Raw genomic sequence first — 18,232 nt, 5'->3', positions numbered from 1 at the left:
ATGAAAATCTGAAATCAAATTTCAGATTTTCATAGTAACTTAACATTTTACAGTGTATGAAGTATTTATCATATAAAGTGGCAGTGCTAGTCTTAATACAACTGCTAATTGGCGGTTCATTACTCAATGCCCAGAATATCGTATCCAATTACCAACTAACGATCGGCACTGCCGATGTAAAAGGCGAACATTGCATCCTGCTTAGAAAGTTTGATTGGAATAGCGTGCCAACTTATCTAGCTACAGATCCAAATAGCCTGATTACAAAAACCGTCAAAGCAACAGACCTTAGCCACATTGTTTCAGCTACCTTTCCGCAACTTTGTTTAAAAATGGGTAACACTCCCTATATCCGAGCGCTTCTAAAAGCGCAGGCGGAAGCATTGCCAATGCAAGATGCGGGCATTACACATGCTTTCCCAAAGGAAAACGGAATAACGCTCACTATTGACCTCTGCCCTTCGCACAAGGGTTTGGATAGAAATATCTTTACTTCACTCATCACTACTTTTAAAAATATTGAACAGCCAGTACCAGTTGCCTTGTCGTTGACGGGAAAGTTTCTATTAGCACACGAGGGCGATATCGCCTGGCTAAAGGACCTGGCTACCTCAGGCCAGATTAGCATTACATGGATCAACCATACTTATCATCACTTTTATGATCCTTCCCGTGCCCTTAGCCGCAATTTCTTATTGGAACCGGGCACTAATCTTAATGAAGAAGTACTTGCGCTTGAGGTAGCCATGCTGGAACAGGGATTACTTCCTTCTGTTTTCTTCAGGTTCCCAGGACTTGTTTCTAACCAACAACTAGTTAATAAGATTTGCAGTTACGGTTTGATACCTGTGGGTAGTGATGCATGGCTTGCGAAAGGACAACAAGCCTTAAATGGAAGTCTTGTGCTGATTCATGGCAACGGGAATGAACCATTGGGTATTAAAGATTTTGTCCAACTGTTAAAGAATGAAGCTCCGGAAGTGCAAAAAAAGCAATGGTTATTGTATGATTTAAGGAATGCGGTAGCAAACAAGTAAAATATGAGCCCTCATATTACTTCGATTATATCTTTCTCACTCTACTCAGGGTTTCCTATGTTGTCGTAGATAAAACTTACATTTAAGTTGTATAACTGAAATATAAGTTATAGCTTTAAGATATGGAAGAATTAACCAAATCAGAAGAGCGCATCATGCAGATCATTTGGAAGCTGGGCAAAGTGTTTGTAAAAGATATTATAGAGGAAATGGATGAAGATCCAAAACCTCCTTACAACACCATCTCTTCAATTGTGCGCCTTTTGGAAAAGAAAGGATACCTCGGTTATAAGGCTTATGGTAAAACCTACGAATATTTTCCAGCCATTAGCAAGGAACAGTACACCAAGACTACCTTTGCTAAGTTATTTTCAGGGTATTTCGACAACTCTCCAACTAGCCTACTGTCGTTTATGGTTAAGGAGCAAAACTTGAGTCAGAAAGACATAGAAGAATTACAATCGCTCATCAATAAAAAATGATACCATCTAAGTTTAAATGTTGTTAAAAATTTACAAATTATTGCAGTAGAATAAACATTGCAAAATCATCTATATCCAGTTATTGTCAAATTGCATTGGCTAATAGCGACTTTGCAAAACCATCCAGTACTTTTGACCGATTTATTAAATCGAATGAAAAGAAGAATTAGTCTGTTGCCGCTCCTCATTATATCATTTTTGTTTTTTGGAATTAACTGGTATGTATTGTCTGGAATACGAATTGTAGCGCCAGACCCAGTCGTTCCTTATGTTTTCTGGACTTTTATAACATTGACAATTGCCTTGTTGGTTTTTGGTATACGCAGCTTTCAGAAAAGGGAGATGACCACCCTGTTTAAATTTTCAACCCACTTATTTTTGATCCTATTCACTACTGAAGTGGTGTTTGCGATAGTTCTATTGCTGGGCGACTTATATCGATTGATCACTGGTACGCCCCGAAGTCATCTGTGGATTGATTTTGACCTGGCTCTGGTTGCCTTGGTTGTCTTCGCATTTTTATACGGCATCGTAAGAGGAAAATATGCTTACCGCGTAATCAAACACACGCTTTATTTTGATGACCTCCCTCCTGCTTTTGATGGATTTACCATTACCCAAATCTCCGATGTGCATGCTGGCAGTTTTACCAATCCCAAAGCTGTGCAGCGAGGCATTGATATGATCAAGGCTCAAAATTCTGACCTTTTCGTATTTACCGGAGATTTGGTAAACAATAAAGCTGAAGAAATAAAGCCGTGGATCAGCTATTTTAGTCAGGTAAAAGCCCCATTCGGACAATACTCCATTTTAGGTAATCACGATTATGGTGATTATGTGAAGTGGGATAATGACTTGATAAAACAAGGAAACTTGCAGCAGCTTAAAGCTTATCATGCGGAATTGGGTTACAAGTTATTACTCGATGAGCATGTAGAATTGCATAAAGGCGGGCAAAAAATAATATTGGCCGGAGTAGAGAACTGGGGATTGGGCTTTGGCGAGCGTGGTGATTTACCAAAGGCGATGAAAGGAACCGATTCGGCAGACTTCAAAGTGCTGCTTTCTCATGATCCCACCCACTGGGAAGCGCAGGTCATTAAATCGCCATCAAAGATTCAGTTGACCCTTTCTGGTCACACCCACGGAATGCAGTTTGGCATTGAAGCTTTTGGGATCAAATGGAGCCCTGTAAAATATAGATACCCGCATTGGGCAGGAATAACTGGCAATAATGGTGTATATCTAAACATCAATAGAGGCTTTGGTTTTCTAGGGTTTTCTGGCAGAGTAGGTATCTGGCCTGAAATAACTGTAATTGAATTGAAAACCACTGCCGGAATAAGTTAAAATACATACTTTTGTACCGCAATTAAAAGAGCAGAACCGAGACCCCCGAATGGAAGATAATAAATTGAGCGACAATGGTGCAACCCCCGATGCTGAAACTGGAACGCTAACCAGGATATTTCAGGATAGAAAAAGAACAAACATTTTAAGTACCGTTGAGCAGGCCACCATCTCTTATCTTGTAAAAAGAGTACCCAATTTCATCAGTTCAAACGCCCTTACCGTAATCGGCACCATAGGTTCCTTCATCGTACTGCTTGGGTTTATATTGGCCACCTATGTAGATCGGTCTTATTTATTATTGGGTATAGCCGGACTTGCCATCAACTGGTTAGGAGATTCTCTAGACGGCCGTATTGCTTATTTCAGAAATATCCCAAGGAAATGGTTCGGCTTTTCGCTGGACATCATTATGGACTGGATTGGCACTGTCCTTATAGGTTTAGGCTATATGGTATATGCGCGTAACCAGTATGAATTGATTGCTTTTATATTTGTTGTGCTTTACGGCTGGGCGATGATCATTTCTCAACTTCGATATAAGATTACCGACATTTACAGCATAGATTCCGGATTAGTTGGTCCTACTGAAGTAAGGGTAATATTGGCCATTATCTTAACTATAGAAGTGATACATCCACACCTGATCGAATATTTTGCGGCAGGCATGTGTATTACCTTGTTTATTATAAACATTTTGGATACCAGAAAGTTATTAAAGCTTGGCGACATTCGTGATGCTGCTGAACGCGCAGAGAAATTAGCAAAAAGGAACAGTGCTTAATGAATAAGAAGAATGCCGTTTTTGTATTTGTCAAGGCTCAGCTTTCTGCCTTTATAGGCGGCATTGTTGATTATGGCGTGATGATATTCTGCACGGAGGTTCTTCATATCCACTACACCATTTCTATTGGTATTGGTGGAGTAATTGGTGCCATTCTCAATTTCTCTGTAAACCGTTACTGGACTTTCAATTCCGACAAAGCAAGTAAAGCCCCTGTAGGAGCGCAGCTTGTTAAATTTGTATTTGTGGTTACCGGTAGCATTTTGTTAAAAAGCTCCGGGACTTACCTATTTACCAACTGGCTAAGGATCAATTACAAGTTCAGCAGGATCATGGTTGATATTCTTGTATCGCTGGGATTTAACTATGTGTTGCAAACTTATTGGGTATTCAGAAAAAAACCCCCAGCAAATTTGCCAGGGGTTTAATATCGTCATGCCGAGATCCTGAACTAAATTCAGGATGACGACCGACTTATTTATTTCCTAAAGTAGTATCTGGCCAAGTATCCGTTTTAAATGGTGATGCCGGTAATCCTGTTCCATCTACTAAATTGCATACGGGGTTGTTTGCCCAGGCATATCTTACTGATGTTGGGTTTGCTACATCCGGACTGCTCACTACGATCTGATTGCCTTTAATCGTGGCAGTTGCCCAATGGAATTTCTGATCTGCACCTGCAATAGCGAAACCTTTTAATTCTCCTCCATCTTTCGCTTTCAGACCTCCTTCAGCACCTGTAAAAGTTAAAACCATAGTCTTGCCAACTGTTGAGGCAGATTTGTAAACCGGACCAGTATATGCAGTTTTTATACCGTAGTTTTTTGCCAGGGCAATTAGCGCCAATCTGCGACCAACCTCTTGCTTGTTTTTAGGGTGAATGTCCGGTCCATCGCCAATATCGATTGCTACCGCCATCCCTGTATTTGGCAAGGATAAAGTTTGGCGCTGCGCATCTCTTAATTCAGCCCATGCAGATGGAATTGGTTCTGCATCTACTTTCATAAAATTAGCCAATTGTACAAAGTAGAATGGAAAATCTGGTTGATTCCAACTCTTTCTCCAGTCTTGTATCATTGTTGGAAACAAGGTGCGGTATTGATTTGCACGATCTGCGTTGCTTTCTCCCTGGTACCATATTGCTCCTTTAATTGGGTAATTTAAGTAAGGGTTGATCATGGCATTATAAAGTACCGTTGTTCTATTAGGACCTTCGTTAGCTGACGGCATTGGAGCAACGTCTTTAAAATTTAATCCTTTTTTATATTTCCATGCTCCAGCTAAAGATTGGGTTTCACCAGAGGCTGAAGAAACAGTGATGACATTATCACCACCATAAAGACCGCCGCCACCGCCTGTATCTGTTACACGCACTACGATGGTCAATGCGCCTTCTTTAACTTGCGCAGCGGGAATTGTGTAAACTCTTTTGTTGCCGTAACCAATGGTTTCGCCAACTTTAACCCCATTTACAAAGGTGATGTCATTATCATCGATCACCCCAAGGTTTAACTTCAATTCTTTACCTGCCCAAGCCGATGGTATAATTATCGTTTTACGGAACCACATGATGCCATCAAAATTCGGCATTCCGCTTTCTTCCCAACTTGCTGGTAAGGTCATGGTTTTCCATGATGAATCATCCAACCCTGTTTCAGCCCAACCAGCAGTACCTGCTTTAAAGCCAGCATCTGCAGTATTGACCATGTTTGCCCAGGTAGCCATCTGCTGTTCCATAGTCGGACCAGTTGTTCCTTTAGCAGCACTTTCTATTTTATTAACCGCAGCTACAAAATCAGGCATGGTTTTCAAAGTTGCAGCACTTGTCCAGGCTTCAGCAATGGTGCCACCCCAGCTGGTGTGGATTAGACCTATAGGAATTCCTGTTTTCTTAAATATCTCACGCGCAAAGAAATAGGCTACTGAAGAAAATTCAGGTACGCTTTCGGGTGAGCAGATTTTCCATCCACCAGCCCACACTTTAGCTTCTGGCAGTGGTGAATTACTTGTCACGTGATCGCCTTGCAGTAACCTGATTTTTGGATAGTTTGCATTTTTGATCTCTTCTTCGTAGTTATTGATCTTTCCCCATCCTGCCAAAGGCATTTCCATATTTGATTGTCCGGAGCATACCCAAACTTCCCCTAAAAGGATGTTGTTCAAAGTAGTTACATCTCCATCACTAATCGTAACTGTGTATGGCCCGCCAAAGGCTGGCGTTGGAACAGTGATCATGAATTTTCCATCTGCACCGGCAACTGCTGACACGGCTGCTTTCGACCAGCTGGACGTTACTTTTACAGTTTTACCAGCATCCGTGCTGCCCCAGAAACGTGCAGCAGATTTTTGCTGGAAGACCATGTTGTCGCTAAATATGGAGGGCAAAGTTACCTTAGCCTGCAGTGAGCCGGCAAAAAACACCGACGCCAGCAGAAGCCCGCCTTTTAAGCTCTTAATACTATTAAAGTTCATACCTGATTAAATTTGTTATATAAACTTACTATTTTATTTCATCTATCTGCAATACCACACTGGTTCTTCCAGAATTAAGTTCAGGGTTAAAACCCACCGTCATCAGGAAATTACCACTATAGGTTTTCGATCCGTTAATTGAAGAATTAGAGCCAGGCATTAAGTTGATCTCCTTGAGCGTATATTTTTTAGCTGGATCAAGACCTTTAAGCAATATTGGGAACTTACTAGCCTCATCATACCTATTGTTAACCAGGTAATTGAAAATTACTCCATTGGTTTTTGCTTCATTTAAATAAAGTACAGACGCAACACTACCTTCACGCGGATTGGCCAGTCGGTACTGGTCGCCATGCCAGATGATCGGCTTTAAAGCGTTGTAATTCTTTATGGCGTCCTGCACGTATTTAAGATCATTGTCATTGAGCTTGCTCACTACGATATCGAAACCTAGCTTACCCATCATGGCCACGTCTGTACGGAACTTGATGGGTTGCTTACCCCAATCAGTAACGTGGTTAGAACTGCTGATGGCCGGATAGAAATATGAATATTCCCATTGTATAAATATCCGTTCCATTGGTTCGGTATTGTCGCTAGGCCAAAACTCTGTAAAGTATTTTAAGGCTGCATAATCAACCCTGCCACCTCCACCTGAGCATAGCATCATTGGTACAGTTGGGTATTTTGCACGGATCTTCTCCAATACTTTATAGAGCCCGCGCATGTATTCTATGTAAAAATGATTTTGGTTTTTAAGATAAGAAGAATAAGCATTATAGATGACTGCATTACAGTCCCATTTGATATAGGCCAGCTTTGGATTTTTGGTAAACAGGTCGTCCACTATACCAAATACAAAATCCTGTACTTTGGGATTACTCAGATCAAGCACCAATTGGTTTCTGAAATAATATTCTTCTCTCTTATTTTCCTTAACTACCCAATCAGGGTGTTTCTCATAAAGCTCACTTTTAGGATTAACCATTTCAGGCTCTATCCAGATACCAAACTTTACGCCGTTACTTTCCGCTTCTTTAACCAATGAGGAAATACCATTTGGCAATTTGGTCTTGTTCTCTGCCCAATCGCCCAAACCGGCAACATCGCCATTACGGGGATACTTATTGGCAAACCATCCATCGTCTAAAAGGAAAAGGTCCACACCCAGCTTTTTAGTATCCTTTAAGAGTTTGGCAAGTTTACTTTCGTTGAAATCAAAGTAAGTAGATTCCCAGTTGTTTAATAAAGTTAACCTGCTGCCATTACCATCAAGTAACTTATACTTACGTGCCCAGGATTGTAATTTCCTGCTTGCAGTACCTTTACCAGTTGTGGAAAGGGTATAAAGAAATGCAGGGGTAGTAAATTCTTCATTGGGTTTTAAGGTATAGGCAGACGCATAATTATTAATTCCAGAGATGATCTTCAGGTTATTCTGGTAATCCAGTTCGATATCTGTTTTGAAATTACCACTGTATTCCAAGGCTCCAAAAAGTACTGTACCCTCATCTTCGGTAGCTGGCTTATCCATAGACACCATAAATACTGAAGGCATAAACAAATTGGCACGTGTGCCCAGTTTGGTATCTAATGTTTTAATCCCATGGGTAATTTTGCTTTCCTCTGGCTGCATTTCTTTAGCCCAATCGCCATGAAACTGGTTTAACCAAAAACCTCCGGCAGCTTTTAAATACAGGTTTGCAGAGGCGAACTTTTGCAAGGTTACGTTGCCTTTTTCCTTGTGCTTAATTACACTCCATTGCTCAACCACATCCTCTTTAGCGAAGGTTTTGTAATAGAGTGTTACTGTAAAATCATAAACAGGATCTTTAAGGACGATGGTGGTTAATGACACATTATCATCCACTTTGCTGGTGGTGTGACTTACATATTTTAAGTCGAGCGAATTGTTTCCATCTGCATGGGTTACTGTAATTGCTGGCTCTAGCAAATTCCTGGAACCTGAACTGGTATAAGCAGAATTTAGCTGACCAGTATAATCATTTGTTTGCTTATATGTTCCTGGAACCTGATTGTACTCAGACGCATCGAAAAGCTTTTTACCGAAATAGAGGGTACCCAAATGCTTCGAGGCATCTGTTTGTAAGACCAAAGCATTGCTACTAGTCTCGATTGGTATGTTAACGTTTTGTGCCTTTGCCCCGGTCGATGCCAGGATAAGGCTTAGGAAAAAAGCAGACAGATAATTGATGCTTTTTGATAATGATCGTTCAAATTTCATTGTGGTTGTGCTTAGGCTAAATCCAAATTTAGGGTAATGCGTTTACTTTTTATGTATCAAATTGGCATATTAATATGAATTTTTGCCCCTGCATGTTCAGGATCAAACGACAAGACATCCTTAAAAGCCAACTTTGCTTGATCATTGCTGTTTAATCCCAAGTAGCCGAGACCTTGGATAAACCTGCAATGGGCTTTATTTCTGAGATTTAAATCGTCTTCAAAAATCAACAGGTTAGGTAGAGAAACCGCAAAATAGTCCATACTGATCTGATCCTCCAAGTGCCGATTGCCATAGGTGACTAGTTTATTAAATACGGCGTTCGCCTCATCCACCTGCCCTAATTTCTGATAGGCCAATCCCTGGTAAAATATTTTATCAGGCTGCTGGTCGTTATAAAACATCGCGGCAGTAGGTTCGTCCAGGCCGAAACTGGCTTGCTCAAAATACCGCCTTGCTTTTGCCTCATCTCCTAATCCCTGCCATGCACAGCCCAACCAATAAAATATGTCATTTTCCTGTGCGCCATATAGCTTCCCTTCTCCTAGGTTAGGCGGATAAACTTGTGCCTTTTCCAGTAAAGCGGTCGCTTCGATAAATTCTCGCTTGGCCAAATGTAGTTTGGCTATTTCTATCAAACTGTACATATACTGACCAGAAGCTTTACCTTCCCCGCCCTCCCATGGATGAAATTGTCTGTTGCTGATCCATTCTAATGCCTGTTGGAAATTACCTGTGAAATTTAATATAGATATATATTCGAGGTACAGATCATCGCGCTGCATCAAAGTATCCATGTGCTTCTCCAGAAATACTTTTCTTTGTTCGGGAGTTCTGGATAATCGTTTATACAACTGATCAAGCTCCATTAGAATCCGCGCATCTGTTTGATCCAGCTCGAAGGCTTTTTCATAGAGTTGTAGGGCTTTATCAATCGCGCCTTTTTTATTGAAATAGGCAATCCCTAAGTTTCTTAATGCGGTTGGAAATTCAGGATCTAATTCTACTGAGCGTTCCCAAAAACTAATCGCTTCATCATATTGCCGTTTGTCGTAATATAAATTACCCAAATAATAGGGCGCTTTTGCATCAACTGGATTCCATTCCATAGCCAATTTAAATATGTTTATTTCCTCTAGTCGGTTTGGAAAACAAAGATAAGACGGCGCTTGAGCAGCCAGCTTAAAGCTGGTTAAAGCTTGTTCTGTATGCCCAAGTTCTGATTGGAACCATCCTTTATAATACAATAATAAAGGGTTATTTGAATCCAGGAAAATAGCTTGACTAATTAATCCTAAAGCTTCTTCAAATAGCCCAGATGCGGCATAATCAATTGCATAGGCGATGAAGTTCTGGGCATATCCTCTGGAAAGCTCAATTAGTTTGGCGAGCGATTCGCTGCTATGTTCTTCCTTACCTGAGGTTGCACTAATCAAATGCAGTTCATATAATGCCCCCAGGTTAAAGGGGTCACGTTCTAGCGCATAGTTTGAAACTTCGGCTGCCTTTTTAGGGAGGTTTAAATACCTCAAAGCCGCAGCTTTAACAACATAAGCTTTACTGTTGTTGGCGTTGTTGTCCAGCGCTAAGCCAATATGTTCCAAGGCAAGATCGTAATCGCCACGTGAAAGGTCTATTTGTGCCACTTCGAAAAATCCACTGTCTTTATATGCCCTGCCCCATGCGGCTTTATAGAACGCTTTATAAGCATCATCCTTCTTGCCCTGGTGTTTTAAGGAAAGTCCAAGATGGTAATAAGCTTCGGTATCGTATGGATTGGGGTTGCGCTGGGTAATGGTTTCAATCGCCTTGCGCAAATAGGTTTCACATTTAGCAAACCGACCTCTTCTTAAATACCATATGCCCAATGCGGTGTTACAGCGACTATCTCTGGCATCGCGTTTTAACGCTTCTTCGTAATAAGGAACCGGACTATAGGTTGCATGCCGATATTGCTCCAAGTGTTGTGCGGTTAGAAATAATTGCTCGTTGTTTTCGGTTTCTTGCGGACTAAGTGCCGACTTCGCCGCGGTAGGCATTTCGTTTTGCTTGTTCTTAGCTGGCTCGTACCTGATCAATTCTTTTCCTTTTACAGAACGGATGACAAGCAGCAAGTCATTTTCTTTGATTTGGACATCCACTTCAAGTTCTTTAACAAAAACTTCTTTTGGATCTATTGTAACCTGTTGAGAAAATAACGTGGTTCCTTTATAAGAAAGCTCAATGTGTACATCTTTTTGCACCGAAGTTACATAAACCTTTAACACCAGGCTTATAGACGATTTATCTAGCGCGACCAAGATATCTTTTGTCGCATTTTTAATGACGCCCAATTCTTTATAGGGCATAAAATATTGGGTGAAAGACTTTTCTTCATTCGGCATCAGCCAGGTAAAGTCGGGCTGGTTATCGGTAAACATACCGGTCATCAATTCAATATAGGGCCCGTCCTCATCCGTCAGGTTCCTATCCCAGGCTTGCCCGAAATCGCTATGTCCCCAGGTCCACTGTTTTTTCCCGGGAGATACGTGATGGTTGGCTACATGCAGCAATCCACCTTGTGTATCGTGTTCATATCCACCTACAAAATCGTATTCAGAATTGATGGCCATATACGATGTCGGTACGGGAATATTCTTGTACATAGAAATATCAGTACCAGGAGCATAATCAACTTTGTAGTAAGTTCCTGTTGCTATTGGAAAGGTAGAGACATCCCTTTTACCATGATCAAAGACTGCATTGACATCTGGTGGGAAAACCGACTGGTAATGATCATTTACTTTTACGGCTGGGTTAGCCCACCAAAGAAATGTTTGCGGCAAACCAGATCTGTTGAGCAATTTAGCCTTAATCTCGATATAGGCTTTATCGGGGTAGAGGGTAAAACCAGCCAGCCCCTTAGTGTGAAACATTTGTTCTATCTCGTTCACCCATATGGTTTTGCTGCCATCTTCATTCTCCTCAATTGTATAATCGATGGGATCGAAAGTGCTTGGACGATGATGTTGTGGCCAATTAAACTCTATACCACCAGAAATCCACGGGCCGGTTAAACCCACTAATGCTGGCTTGATGACCTGGTTATAATAAATGAAATGCCTGTCTTTTATTTTATCGTAGGCCATTTGAATACGCCCCCCTAACTCTGGAAGGATCATAATTTTTAGGTATTCATTTTCTAGAAAAAGTCCATGATATGCTTTGTCTTCCTTCTCATCATATATTTTCTCAATTACCGGATTTGGATAGACCACGCCGCTACTGCCTTGATAAATTCTCTTCTCGAAGAACATGGGGTTTTTGTCAGGCTTACCTATTCCATATGTAGGGATGAGTACTTTCTCTGCCCAAACTTTTACTTCTGTATTCATACTAGTGTCTTACTAAATTATCTTCCAGTTCTTCCAATGTTTGTCCCTTCGTTTCCTTTACTTTTCTTAACACGAATAAAAAGCCAAGGAAGCAGATACCTGCGTACAAGTAGAACGGACCATAAGTACCAAGTTTTTGCGCTAATATTGGAAAGGTAAAGACGAGAACGAAATAGGCCGCCCAAAGGGAAACAATGGCGACTGAAGAGGCTACGCCTCTAACTTTATTTGGAAAAATCTCTGAGATCAATACCCAGGTTACGGGTGCCAGGGATATGGCATACATACTGATGGCCAATAATACAAATATAGAGACCATACCAGCCGGGTAATGATTTTGAAGCATAAAGGCCAGAATAATATAGACAACGGAAAGCCCTAATGAACCGATCAGCATCAAAGGCCTTCGGCCGAGCTTATCTACCTGCCACATGGCCAAAATAGTAAAGGCAAGATTGACCACACCAATGGTTACCGTTTCAAAAAGCTGCCTGTCCAGGTTAGCCCCTACCGATTCGAATATGGTAGAAGTATAGTTGAATACCACATTTATACCACAGAACTGTTGAAAAACTGCCAGCGTAATTCCTACCATCACAGCAGGGCGCACGCTTTTATCGAACACAGCTTTATAGGTTTGCTTTTTATTGCCCATCAACGATTTTTCAATGGCGAAAAGGGTATTGTCCACAAACGAATCAGACCCGATTTTATGGAGCACTTGTTTTGCTTTTTCCTGTTGCCCGTCCTTTAACAACCAGCGGGGGCTTTCAGGAAGCCAGATAACACCCAGCAAAAAAATAACTGACGGGACTACGCCTAAACCAAACATCCACCTCCAGGCATCCGGACCTGTATCCGCCAGGAAATAATTAACCAGATTGGTCACCAAAATACCTATAACCACAGTAAGCTGGTTGATGGCCACATTCCGTCCTCTTACTTTTGCAGGAGAAACTTCAGCAATGTACATGGGACAAAGCATAGAAGCCATACCCACCCCAATTCCGGCCGCAAAGCGCATCACCACAAAAAAAGTTAAGCCTGATGACAAGGCAATCCCAATAGAAGAAATGGCAAAGATAAATGCAGCAAGCATCAAACCCGGTTTGCGACCATATCGATCAGCCAGTTTGCCGGCGACAAGACAACCTACAATACAGCCTAGTGCAAGCGAACCAGTCAAAAACCCCTCCCACCATGGATCCAGCATAAACTGGGTACGAAGGAACGGTAGCGCACCAGAGATTACCGCAAAGTCGAAACCAAAAAGGTATCCACCTAATGCAGAGATGAACGAGATACCGATGATATAGGAGTTGTTAAATGTTTCTGGTTGTTTTAGCATTTCAATATTTGGTTAGGTGGATTGATAAGTTAAACCTATGGCTTTACTCCAACTTTAAAAATGGATAAAAGAAATAAAAACATGGATAATATTACCAAAAGCATATTTGATTATATTTACGGCATTACTGCTCGTTTAATCCATGGAAAATAACCTTCATCATCATAAAAAAGGCATAAAAGAAGGTTTTGTAGGACAACGTATGATTGTGCTCCCACCCAATATTAAGCGAAAAATTACCACCAATAAGTTAATCAGCCATTTCTATCTGACTGCGATTGGCTACTACCCGAAAGCTGTAAATCACGACCGGATCAGGCGATCGGGCAGCAGTCAATATATATTGATTTATTGCGTGGAAGGTACGGGAACAGTGCATCTGGCCGGGGAAACATTTGAACTGCAACCCCACAATTACTTTATCATTCCAAAAAACACCCCGCACCGTTATCATAGTTCCGAAAAGAATCCATGGAGTATTTACTGGCTGCATTACACAGGAGGTTTGGCGGACGGGCTATATGACCGATTTACAGAAAATGGGAATCCAAAGGTACATGAGATCCCTTATGATGAACAACGCTTGCTGCTGTTTGATCGGATTTATGATTTGCTTGAACAGGCAGTTAGCAATAGAGAGCTTGAAAAAATGAATTTAGATCTGCTTAATTTCGTCTCGGCTATGATCTATCATAAGGAGTCCAACCCCACAACTTACAGCAACGACCTGGTTAGCAAGAGTATCGTTTTTATGAAAAATAGTTTGGATAGAAAACTGGTGATTGATGATTTTGCAAAACAGCAATGCTTATCCGTTTCTCATTATTCCAGGCTATTTAAGGAAAAGACAGGTACCTCTCCAATTAATTATTTTAACCAGTTGAAAATTCAAAAGGCTTGCCAGCACTTGTATTTTACCGACAAAAGCATCAAAGAAATCTGTGCAGAGCTGGGCTTTGACGATCAGTATTATTTCTCACGACTGTTTAGCAAGATCATCGGCAGCTCGCCTTCTGTTTATAAGAAGCGCCACAAAAGGTAGCTATTTACCTATGTAGAAAGTCTGACTAAAAGCTCCATTTGCTGCAATATCCCATGCTTCTAACCTCAGCCATTTGCGACCAGCTACCTTAGTTTTAAATTGAAATAGCTTGTCTCCAAATGCTTTAGTGCTTGTCAGGTCAATCTTGTCTCGGTATACTTTTGTGCCATCTCCAGAAATCACTTCTATAAAATTTAACGGAAAAGTCCAATTGAGCTTAAGTTTCACAGTAGCTAAACCGGATGCATCCAATTGAATGGTTTCGCCGGAAAGCTTATTGTTTACGGTAAGTTGCGGCATCAATACCTCTCCTGTTGTGGAAAAGAACTTACCTTTTTGCATTGCTGTTAAAACGGGTTGCCAGCCATCTTTATAGTTTGGCAGCTTATCCATCATCAGGTAATTAACGTTAAGGTGCGCATACATCTCATTCTCTGGTGTGATGGTAAAGAGATCAGCTTCGGTAATCACCGTTTTTTTCTCGCCCCAGTTATTCATATCATCAAGCAGATCCAGCACTCTTTTACCTAACCTTGGTTGAGAAAGATCCGCCGGCATGGCTTTCCATGCAGCTCCCATGAAGCGGTCTGATTTAAAGAATGTTTCTTCTTTGTAAACATCAGGTGCATTTACGGAACCCTTTGTACGCGCATGCGCTGTCCAGGCTAACCCAGCTTCGAGTTCAAGGAGTTTCAACATATCAGCTTTATCGCCGATGTGATAGACCTTCCCATATACGGGATGGTTTTCTACCAGAGGTACACCCTGCTTCCGGGACATGATCCAATACACCTCCTTAGGAAAGAATTCCAGCCAGTGACCACCGAAGAACTCGTTAGGCTCTTCGCCGGGCAACAATAACAACTGATCATCAGAATATTTTCTGCACATTTCAAAAAGCTTTTTCAGCTCTAGTAAACGCAAATCATCCGGACCCTGGGGATGGGCTGTATAATGGAATTCTGCAAGATGTACAATGTCGATACCCGTATTTTTAAAGACTTTTACAAAATCAGGAACCTCTGGAAGTTCCTTGTTGGCCATCATTACTTTCATCACAAACTCATTATGAAAATGACTGGACATGGTTTTGAATCCAGGAAGCTTAACATAGCTATCATTATGGGTGAATTTTTTGATGTCGGCAAATGTAGATGCCTCATCTCCGGACCCAAGGTAGCAGAAGAAGTTTAGTCGCTGTTTAGTATCAGGCGGGGCATTGAACCATGGAACAAATCGGTTATCTCCTTTTAAGTCCTGTCGTATCCCAATACCGTAGCCATCTAACATTTTCCGGTATTGGCTTCCACGCCAGGTAAACTTAAGATTGAAAGCCTCATCCAGGGGGTAAAAATATTGGTGTGGAGCGGGAAATATCGCAAGTGTACCACCTGATGTAGCGGCAGCTATTGCACGATATTTTACAGCAATATTGGTAGCTGTGTCAGTGAGGTTGACATGGTCCGATACCAACTTGTCATCTGTATTGATCCAGGAAATCTGCTTCCAACCTGAACTTTTATCTATTAAGCCTGCATCGTAAACTATAGCCGTCGCATCTTCCTTAGTACTCATCACCGCAGCAACGTTAAACATCGGACTCCCATTATAAAATGTGATTTCCAAATCTCCTTCAAAGCGATCAGCATGCATGGAGGAAATGGTGATGATAGTTCTGCTACCAATAGAGGCAATCTTAGCAGCCGTTTTCTCCAATACTATCGGAAAAGTTTTAAAAGGCTTCAAGGGTACCTTATCAAAAAATATATTCCACCCGTTTTGCGAAACCAGGTCGCGCTTACCTATGCTTAAGAGAAATGCAGGATCAACGTTACTCGTTATGGTTTTATAGGGCGCTTTAGTTCCAATTGATATAGTTTGAAAGAGTGGCTGACCAGCCCGCATATTCAGCTGAGCTATACCATAGTTGCCATTACCCACCGGCCATTTTAATTCCAGAACATCACCTTTTGAGGAAAAGCTGGCTTCGCTTTTACGATTGAACTTTTCCGTGTTTATTTTGACCTGTGCAGATAACGTTGCAGAGCATAGTAAGAACAGGAGGGCTGTGAATCTATATTTCATACTTGGCTATTAAGAACCCTAACATACAATTTTTTAGGAACTCTTAGGCAAAGCAGCTCAATAAAACACTATTGTTGTTGTTGCTGCTGCTGTTGTGAAATGATATCCATGTAGCGCTGATAACTATTCTTTACCGGCATGTTTACGCTGGGTTTATTGTAATTAATTTCTTTTGGCTGAAAGTAGGTTTCCGTTTCAAAACTGTCGTCATCATCTCCATAACCAACAGAAACATTGACTTCCAATACGTGGCTTAGGCCACCTTTGTAAACTCCTTTAACTGGAGAACAGTCACTGAAATCACGACCAACGGCCAATCTAACGTGCTTCTCATTTGCTATGCAGTTATTAGTTGGATCCAGACCTAGCCAGCCATAATCAGGGAGATAAGCTTCAGCCCAGGCATGTGTTGCTCCTTCTCCCCGCATACCGTCTTTGTTCGGACAAATATATCCGCTCACATAACGTGCTGGTATGCCTGCAAAGCGAAGCATTGTTGTTAATAAATGTGCAAAATCCTGACAAACACCTGCTTTTAGTTCAATGATCTCCTCAATAGTCGAATCAACAGTCGTAACTCCTTTGATGTATGTAAAATGAGAAAAAACATAACTGCAGAACTTAACGGCAACTTTGTACGGGGTATCCTCGTCTGTCATCATTTGTCTGCAGGCATTTAACAGCAGTTCTGCCCCTTCAAACTGACTCTGCTTTAAATAGTCTAGAAAATCTACTTCATTCTTGATGTTCTCTAAGATATCCCATTGCTCTTTCACAAAAATATCATCCTGCGGAAGGGGCTTAGCAATTGTTTCCACATAGATTTTAGAATAGATCTTCAGTTGTGTATGTGGCTCTGTCTGTGTGAAAACGCCCACTTCATTTCCGTAATAATCCAGGAAGATGTCTACATCCGGACTATTGGAAATATTCAGGTCATGCTGAATTACCTTTTGAAAATCATCTTTAATGGGAAAAAGAATGATCTGATTCGCACTATCGCGAATAGGCGATTCATATTTATAATTGGTGATATGTTTGATTTTAAATACAGGCATTTTGGCTTTATTAAGATTTGGCAAAATAATATTCATCAAGCAAGTTTGCAATTCCGTAAAGTTCATTTCTGATCTTCAGCAGATAAGTATGCAGACCCTCTGATTTCATGTTGTAAACCGAATTATACGTCACCGTACTGTTTAGTCGGCCTATATTAAAAGAAAGATTATTGTAATGCTGAATATTCTTATCGCTCTTAAGCCGCTCAAAATAACGAAGGATGTTGTTTACTGAATAGATTGCTGAGCGTGGAAAATCCCGGTTAAGCATCACCAGTTCCAGAATATTATCTGCTGTAAAGCCTTCACGGTAAGATTTAAGATAAAGTTCGTATCCGCCCAGAGATAGCAAAAGATGCTTCCAATAAGAGGTATCGGTTAACAGATCCGGATCGGCACTAACAGAATTGAATTTTGTGTCCAAAATATCTATGGTCTGGATACTTCTTTCTAAATATTTACCTATGCTCATAAAACTGCGGATCTCTCCACGCTCCATGGTACTATCTGCGGTACCATAGTACAACATCACTTGTTTTACCATGATATCGAGAGCAGTAATAGGATCATCTTTTTGAACGTACCACAACAACTTTGGATCTTTAACGGTATGATAATAATCGTTAAGGCACTGCCAAAGGTCTTTAGCAATATGCTCCTGCACACTCCTGGCATTTTCACGGGCCATCGTAATGATATTCAGGATAGAATTTGGATTGTTCCTGTTAAAGAGCAGGTATTCAATTACAGAACGACTATCTGTTTTAATTTTGGAAATTTCTTCCTCGTCACCCCCACTAAACAGTCGGATAACTGGATTCCAGGTAAATTCTTGTATGGTATCCTGTGATGAGGCGTAATTTATTTTGAGCATTCTGAGAATCCCGTCGCTACGCTCTACATAACGGCTTAACCAATATAAACTTGAAGCTACTCTACTTAGCATGTAATTAAA

13 protein-coding genes are annotated in these 18,232 nt (G+C 41.0%); 6 read left to right on the top strand and 7 right to left on the bottom strand.

Going from position 1 to position 18,232, the window contains the following annotated elements:
• The first annotated feature begins 56 nt into the window (after window positions 1-56).
• From ACXZ1K_RS09005 to ACXZ1K_RS08985, 5 genes are all read left to right on the top strand, one after another.
• Window positions 57-1,037, top strand: coding sequence for a polysaccharide deacetylase family protein (locus tag ACXZ1K_RS09005; RefSeq protein WP_458973053.1), 981 nt, complete (start codon window positions 57-59; stop codon window positions 1,035-1,037).
• A 122-nt stretch (window positions 1,038-1,159) separates the two neighbouring features.
• Window positions 1,160-1,519 (top strand): BlaI/MecI/CopY family transcriptional regulator, encoded by a 360-nt coding sequence (locus tag ACXZ1K_RS09000; protein ID WP_458973052.1) that lies wholly within the window; start codon window positions 1,160-1,162, stop codon window positions 1,517-1,519.
• Window positions 1,520-1,672: 153 nt separating this feature from the next.
• A complete protein-coding gene (locus tag ACXZ1K_RS08995) occupies window positions 1,673-2,869 on the top strand; it encodes a metallophosphoesterase (RefSeq protein WP_458973051.1) in 1,197 nt (398 codons plus the stop codon).
• Window positions 2,870-2,918: 49 nt separating this feature from the next.
• On the top strand, window positions 2,919-3,653 hold the full coding sequence (locus ACXZ1K_RS08990) for a CDP-alcohol phosphatidyltransferase family protein (protein ID WP_458973050.1): 735 nt from the start codon (window positions 2,919-2,921) through the stop codon (window positions 3,651-3,653).
• Window positions 3,653-4,081 (top strand): GtrA family protein, encoded by a 429-nt coding sequence (locus ACXZ1K_RS08985; protein ID WP_458973049.1) that lies wholly within the window; start codon window positions 3,653-3,655, stop codon window positions 4,079-4,081. The genes ACXZ1K_RS08990 and ACXZ1K_RS08985 overlap by 1 nt, the downstream gene beginning before the upstream one ends.
• Before the next feature lie 46 nt (window positions 4,082-4,127).
• Here the strand turns inward: ACXZ1K_RS08985 and ACXZ1K_RS08980 are convergent, their stop codons facing one another.
• The 4 genes from ACXZ1K_RS08980 to ACXZ1K_RS08965 are packed head-to-tail and all read right to left on the bottom strand — an operon-like array spanning window position 4,128 to window position 13,092.
• Window positions 4,128-6,125, bottom strand: coding sequence for a sialate O-acetylesterase (locus tag ACXZ1K_RS08980; protein ID WP_458973048.1), 1,998 nt, complete (start codon window positions 6,123-6,125; stop codon window positions 4,128-4,130).
• 28 nt (window positions 6,126-6,153) lie between these two features.
• A complete protein-coding gene (locus tag ACXZ1K_RS08975) occupies window positions 6,154-8,370 on the bottom strand; it encodes an alpha-galactosidase (protein ID WP_458973047.1) in 2,217 nt (738 codons plus the stop codon).
• Between the two features lie 56 nt (window positions 8,371-8,426).
• The gene (locus tag ACXZ1K_RS08970) at window positions 8,427-11,744 is read right to left on the bottom strand and encodes a DUF5107 domain-containing protein (RefSeq protein ID WP_458973046.1); all 3,318 of its coding nucleotides are present in this window, start codon (window positions 11,742-11,744) and stop codon (window positions 8,427-8,429) included.
• Window position 11,745: 1 nt separating this feature from the next.
• Entirely contained in the window at window positions 11,746-13,092 is a 1,347-nt protein-coding gene (locus ACXZ1K_RS08965; RefSeq protein ID WP_458973045.1) for a sugar porter family MFS transporter, read from the bottom strand.
• 142 nt (window positions 13,093-13,234) lie between these two features.
• On the opposite strand from ACXZ1K_RS08965, the gene ACXZ1K_RS08960 reads away from it, so the two are divergent.
• Window positions 13,235-14,134: an AraC family transcriptional regulator gene (locus ACXZ1K_RS08960; protein ID WP_458973044.1), complete on the top strand. Its 900-nt coding sequence runs from the start codon at window positions 13,235-13,237 to the stop codon at window positions 14,132-14,134.
• Here the strand turns inward: ACXZ1K_RS08960 and ACXZ1K_RS08955 are convergent, their stop codons facing one another.
• From ACXZ1K_RS08955 to ACXZ1K_RS08945, 3 genes are all read right to left on the bottom strand, one after another.
• A complete protein-coding gene (locus tag ACXZ1K_RS08955; protein ID WP_458973043.1) occupies window positions 14,135-16,219 on the bottom strand; it encodes a CehA/McbA family metallohydrolase domain-containing protein in 2,085 nt (694 codons plus the stop codon).
• A 68-nt stretch (window positions 16,220-16,287) separates the two neighbouring features.
• Window positions 16,288-17,277, bottom strand: a complete 990-nt coding sequence (locus tag ACXZ1K_RS08950; protein WP_458973042.1) for a transglutaminase family protein — start codon at window positions 17,275-17,277, stop codon at window positions 16,288-16,290.
• Between the two features lie 10 nt (window positions 17,278-17,287).
• Window positions 17,288-18,223, bottom strand: coding sequence for an alpha-E domain-containing protein (locus tag ACXZ1K_RS08945; RefSeq protein ID WP_458973041.1), 936 nt, complete (start codon window positions 18,221-18,223; stop codon window positions 17,288-17,290).
• Between the last annotated feature and the right edge of the window lie 9 nt (window positions 18,224-18,232).

The organism is Pedobacter jaeyakensis (assembly GCF_054461315.1).
Note: the sequence above shows the minus strand (reverse complement) of the source record. Positions and strands in the feature narration are given on the sequence as shown.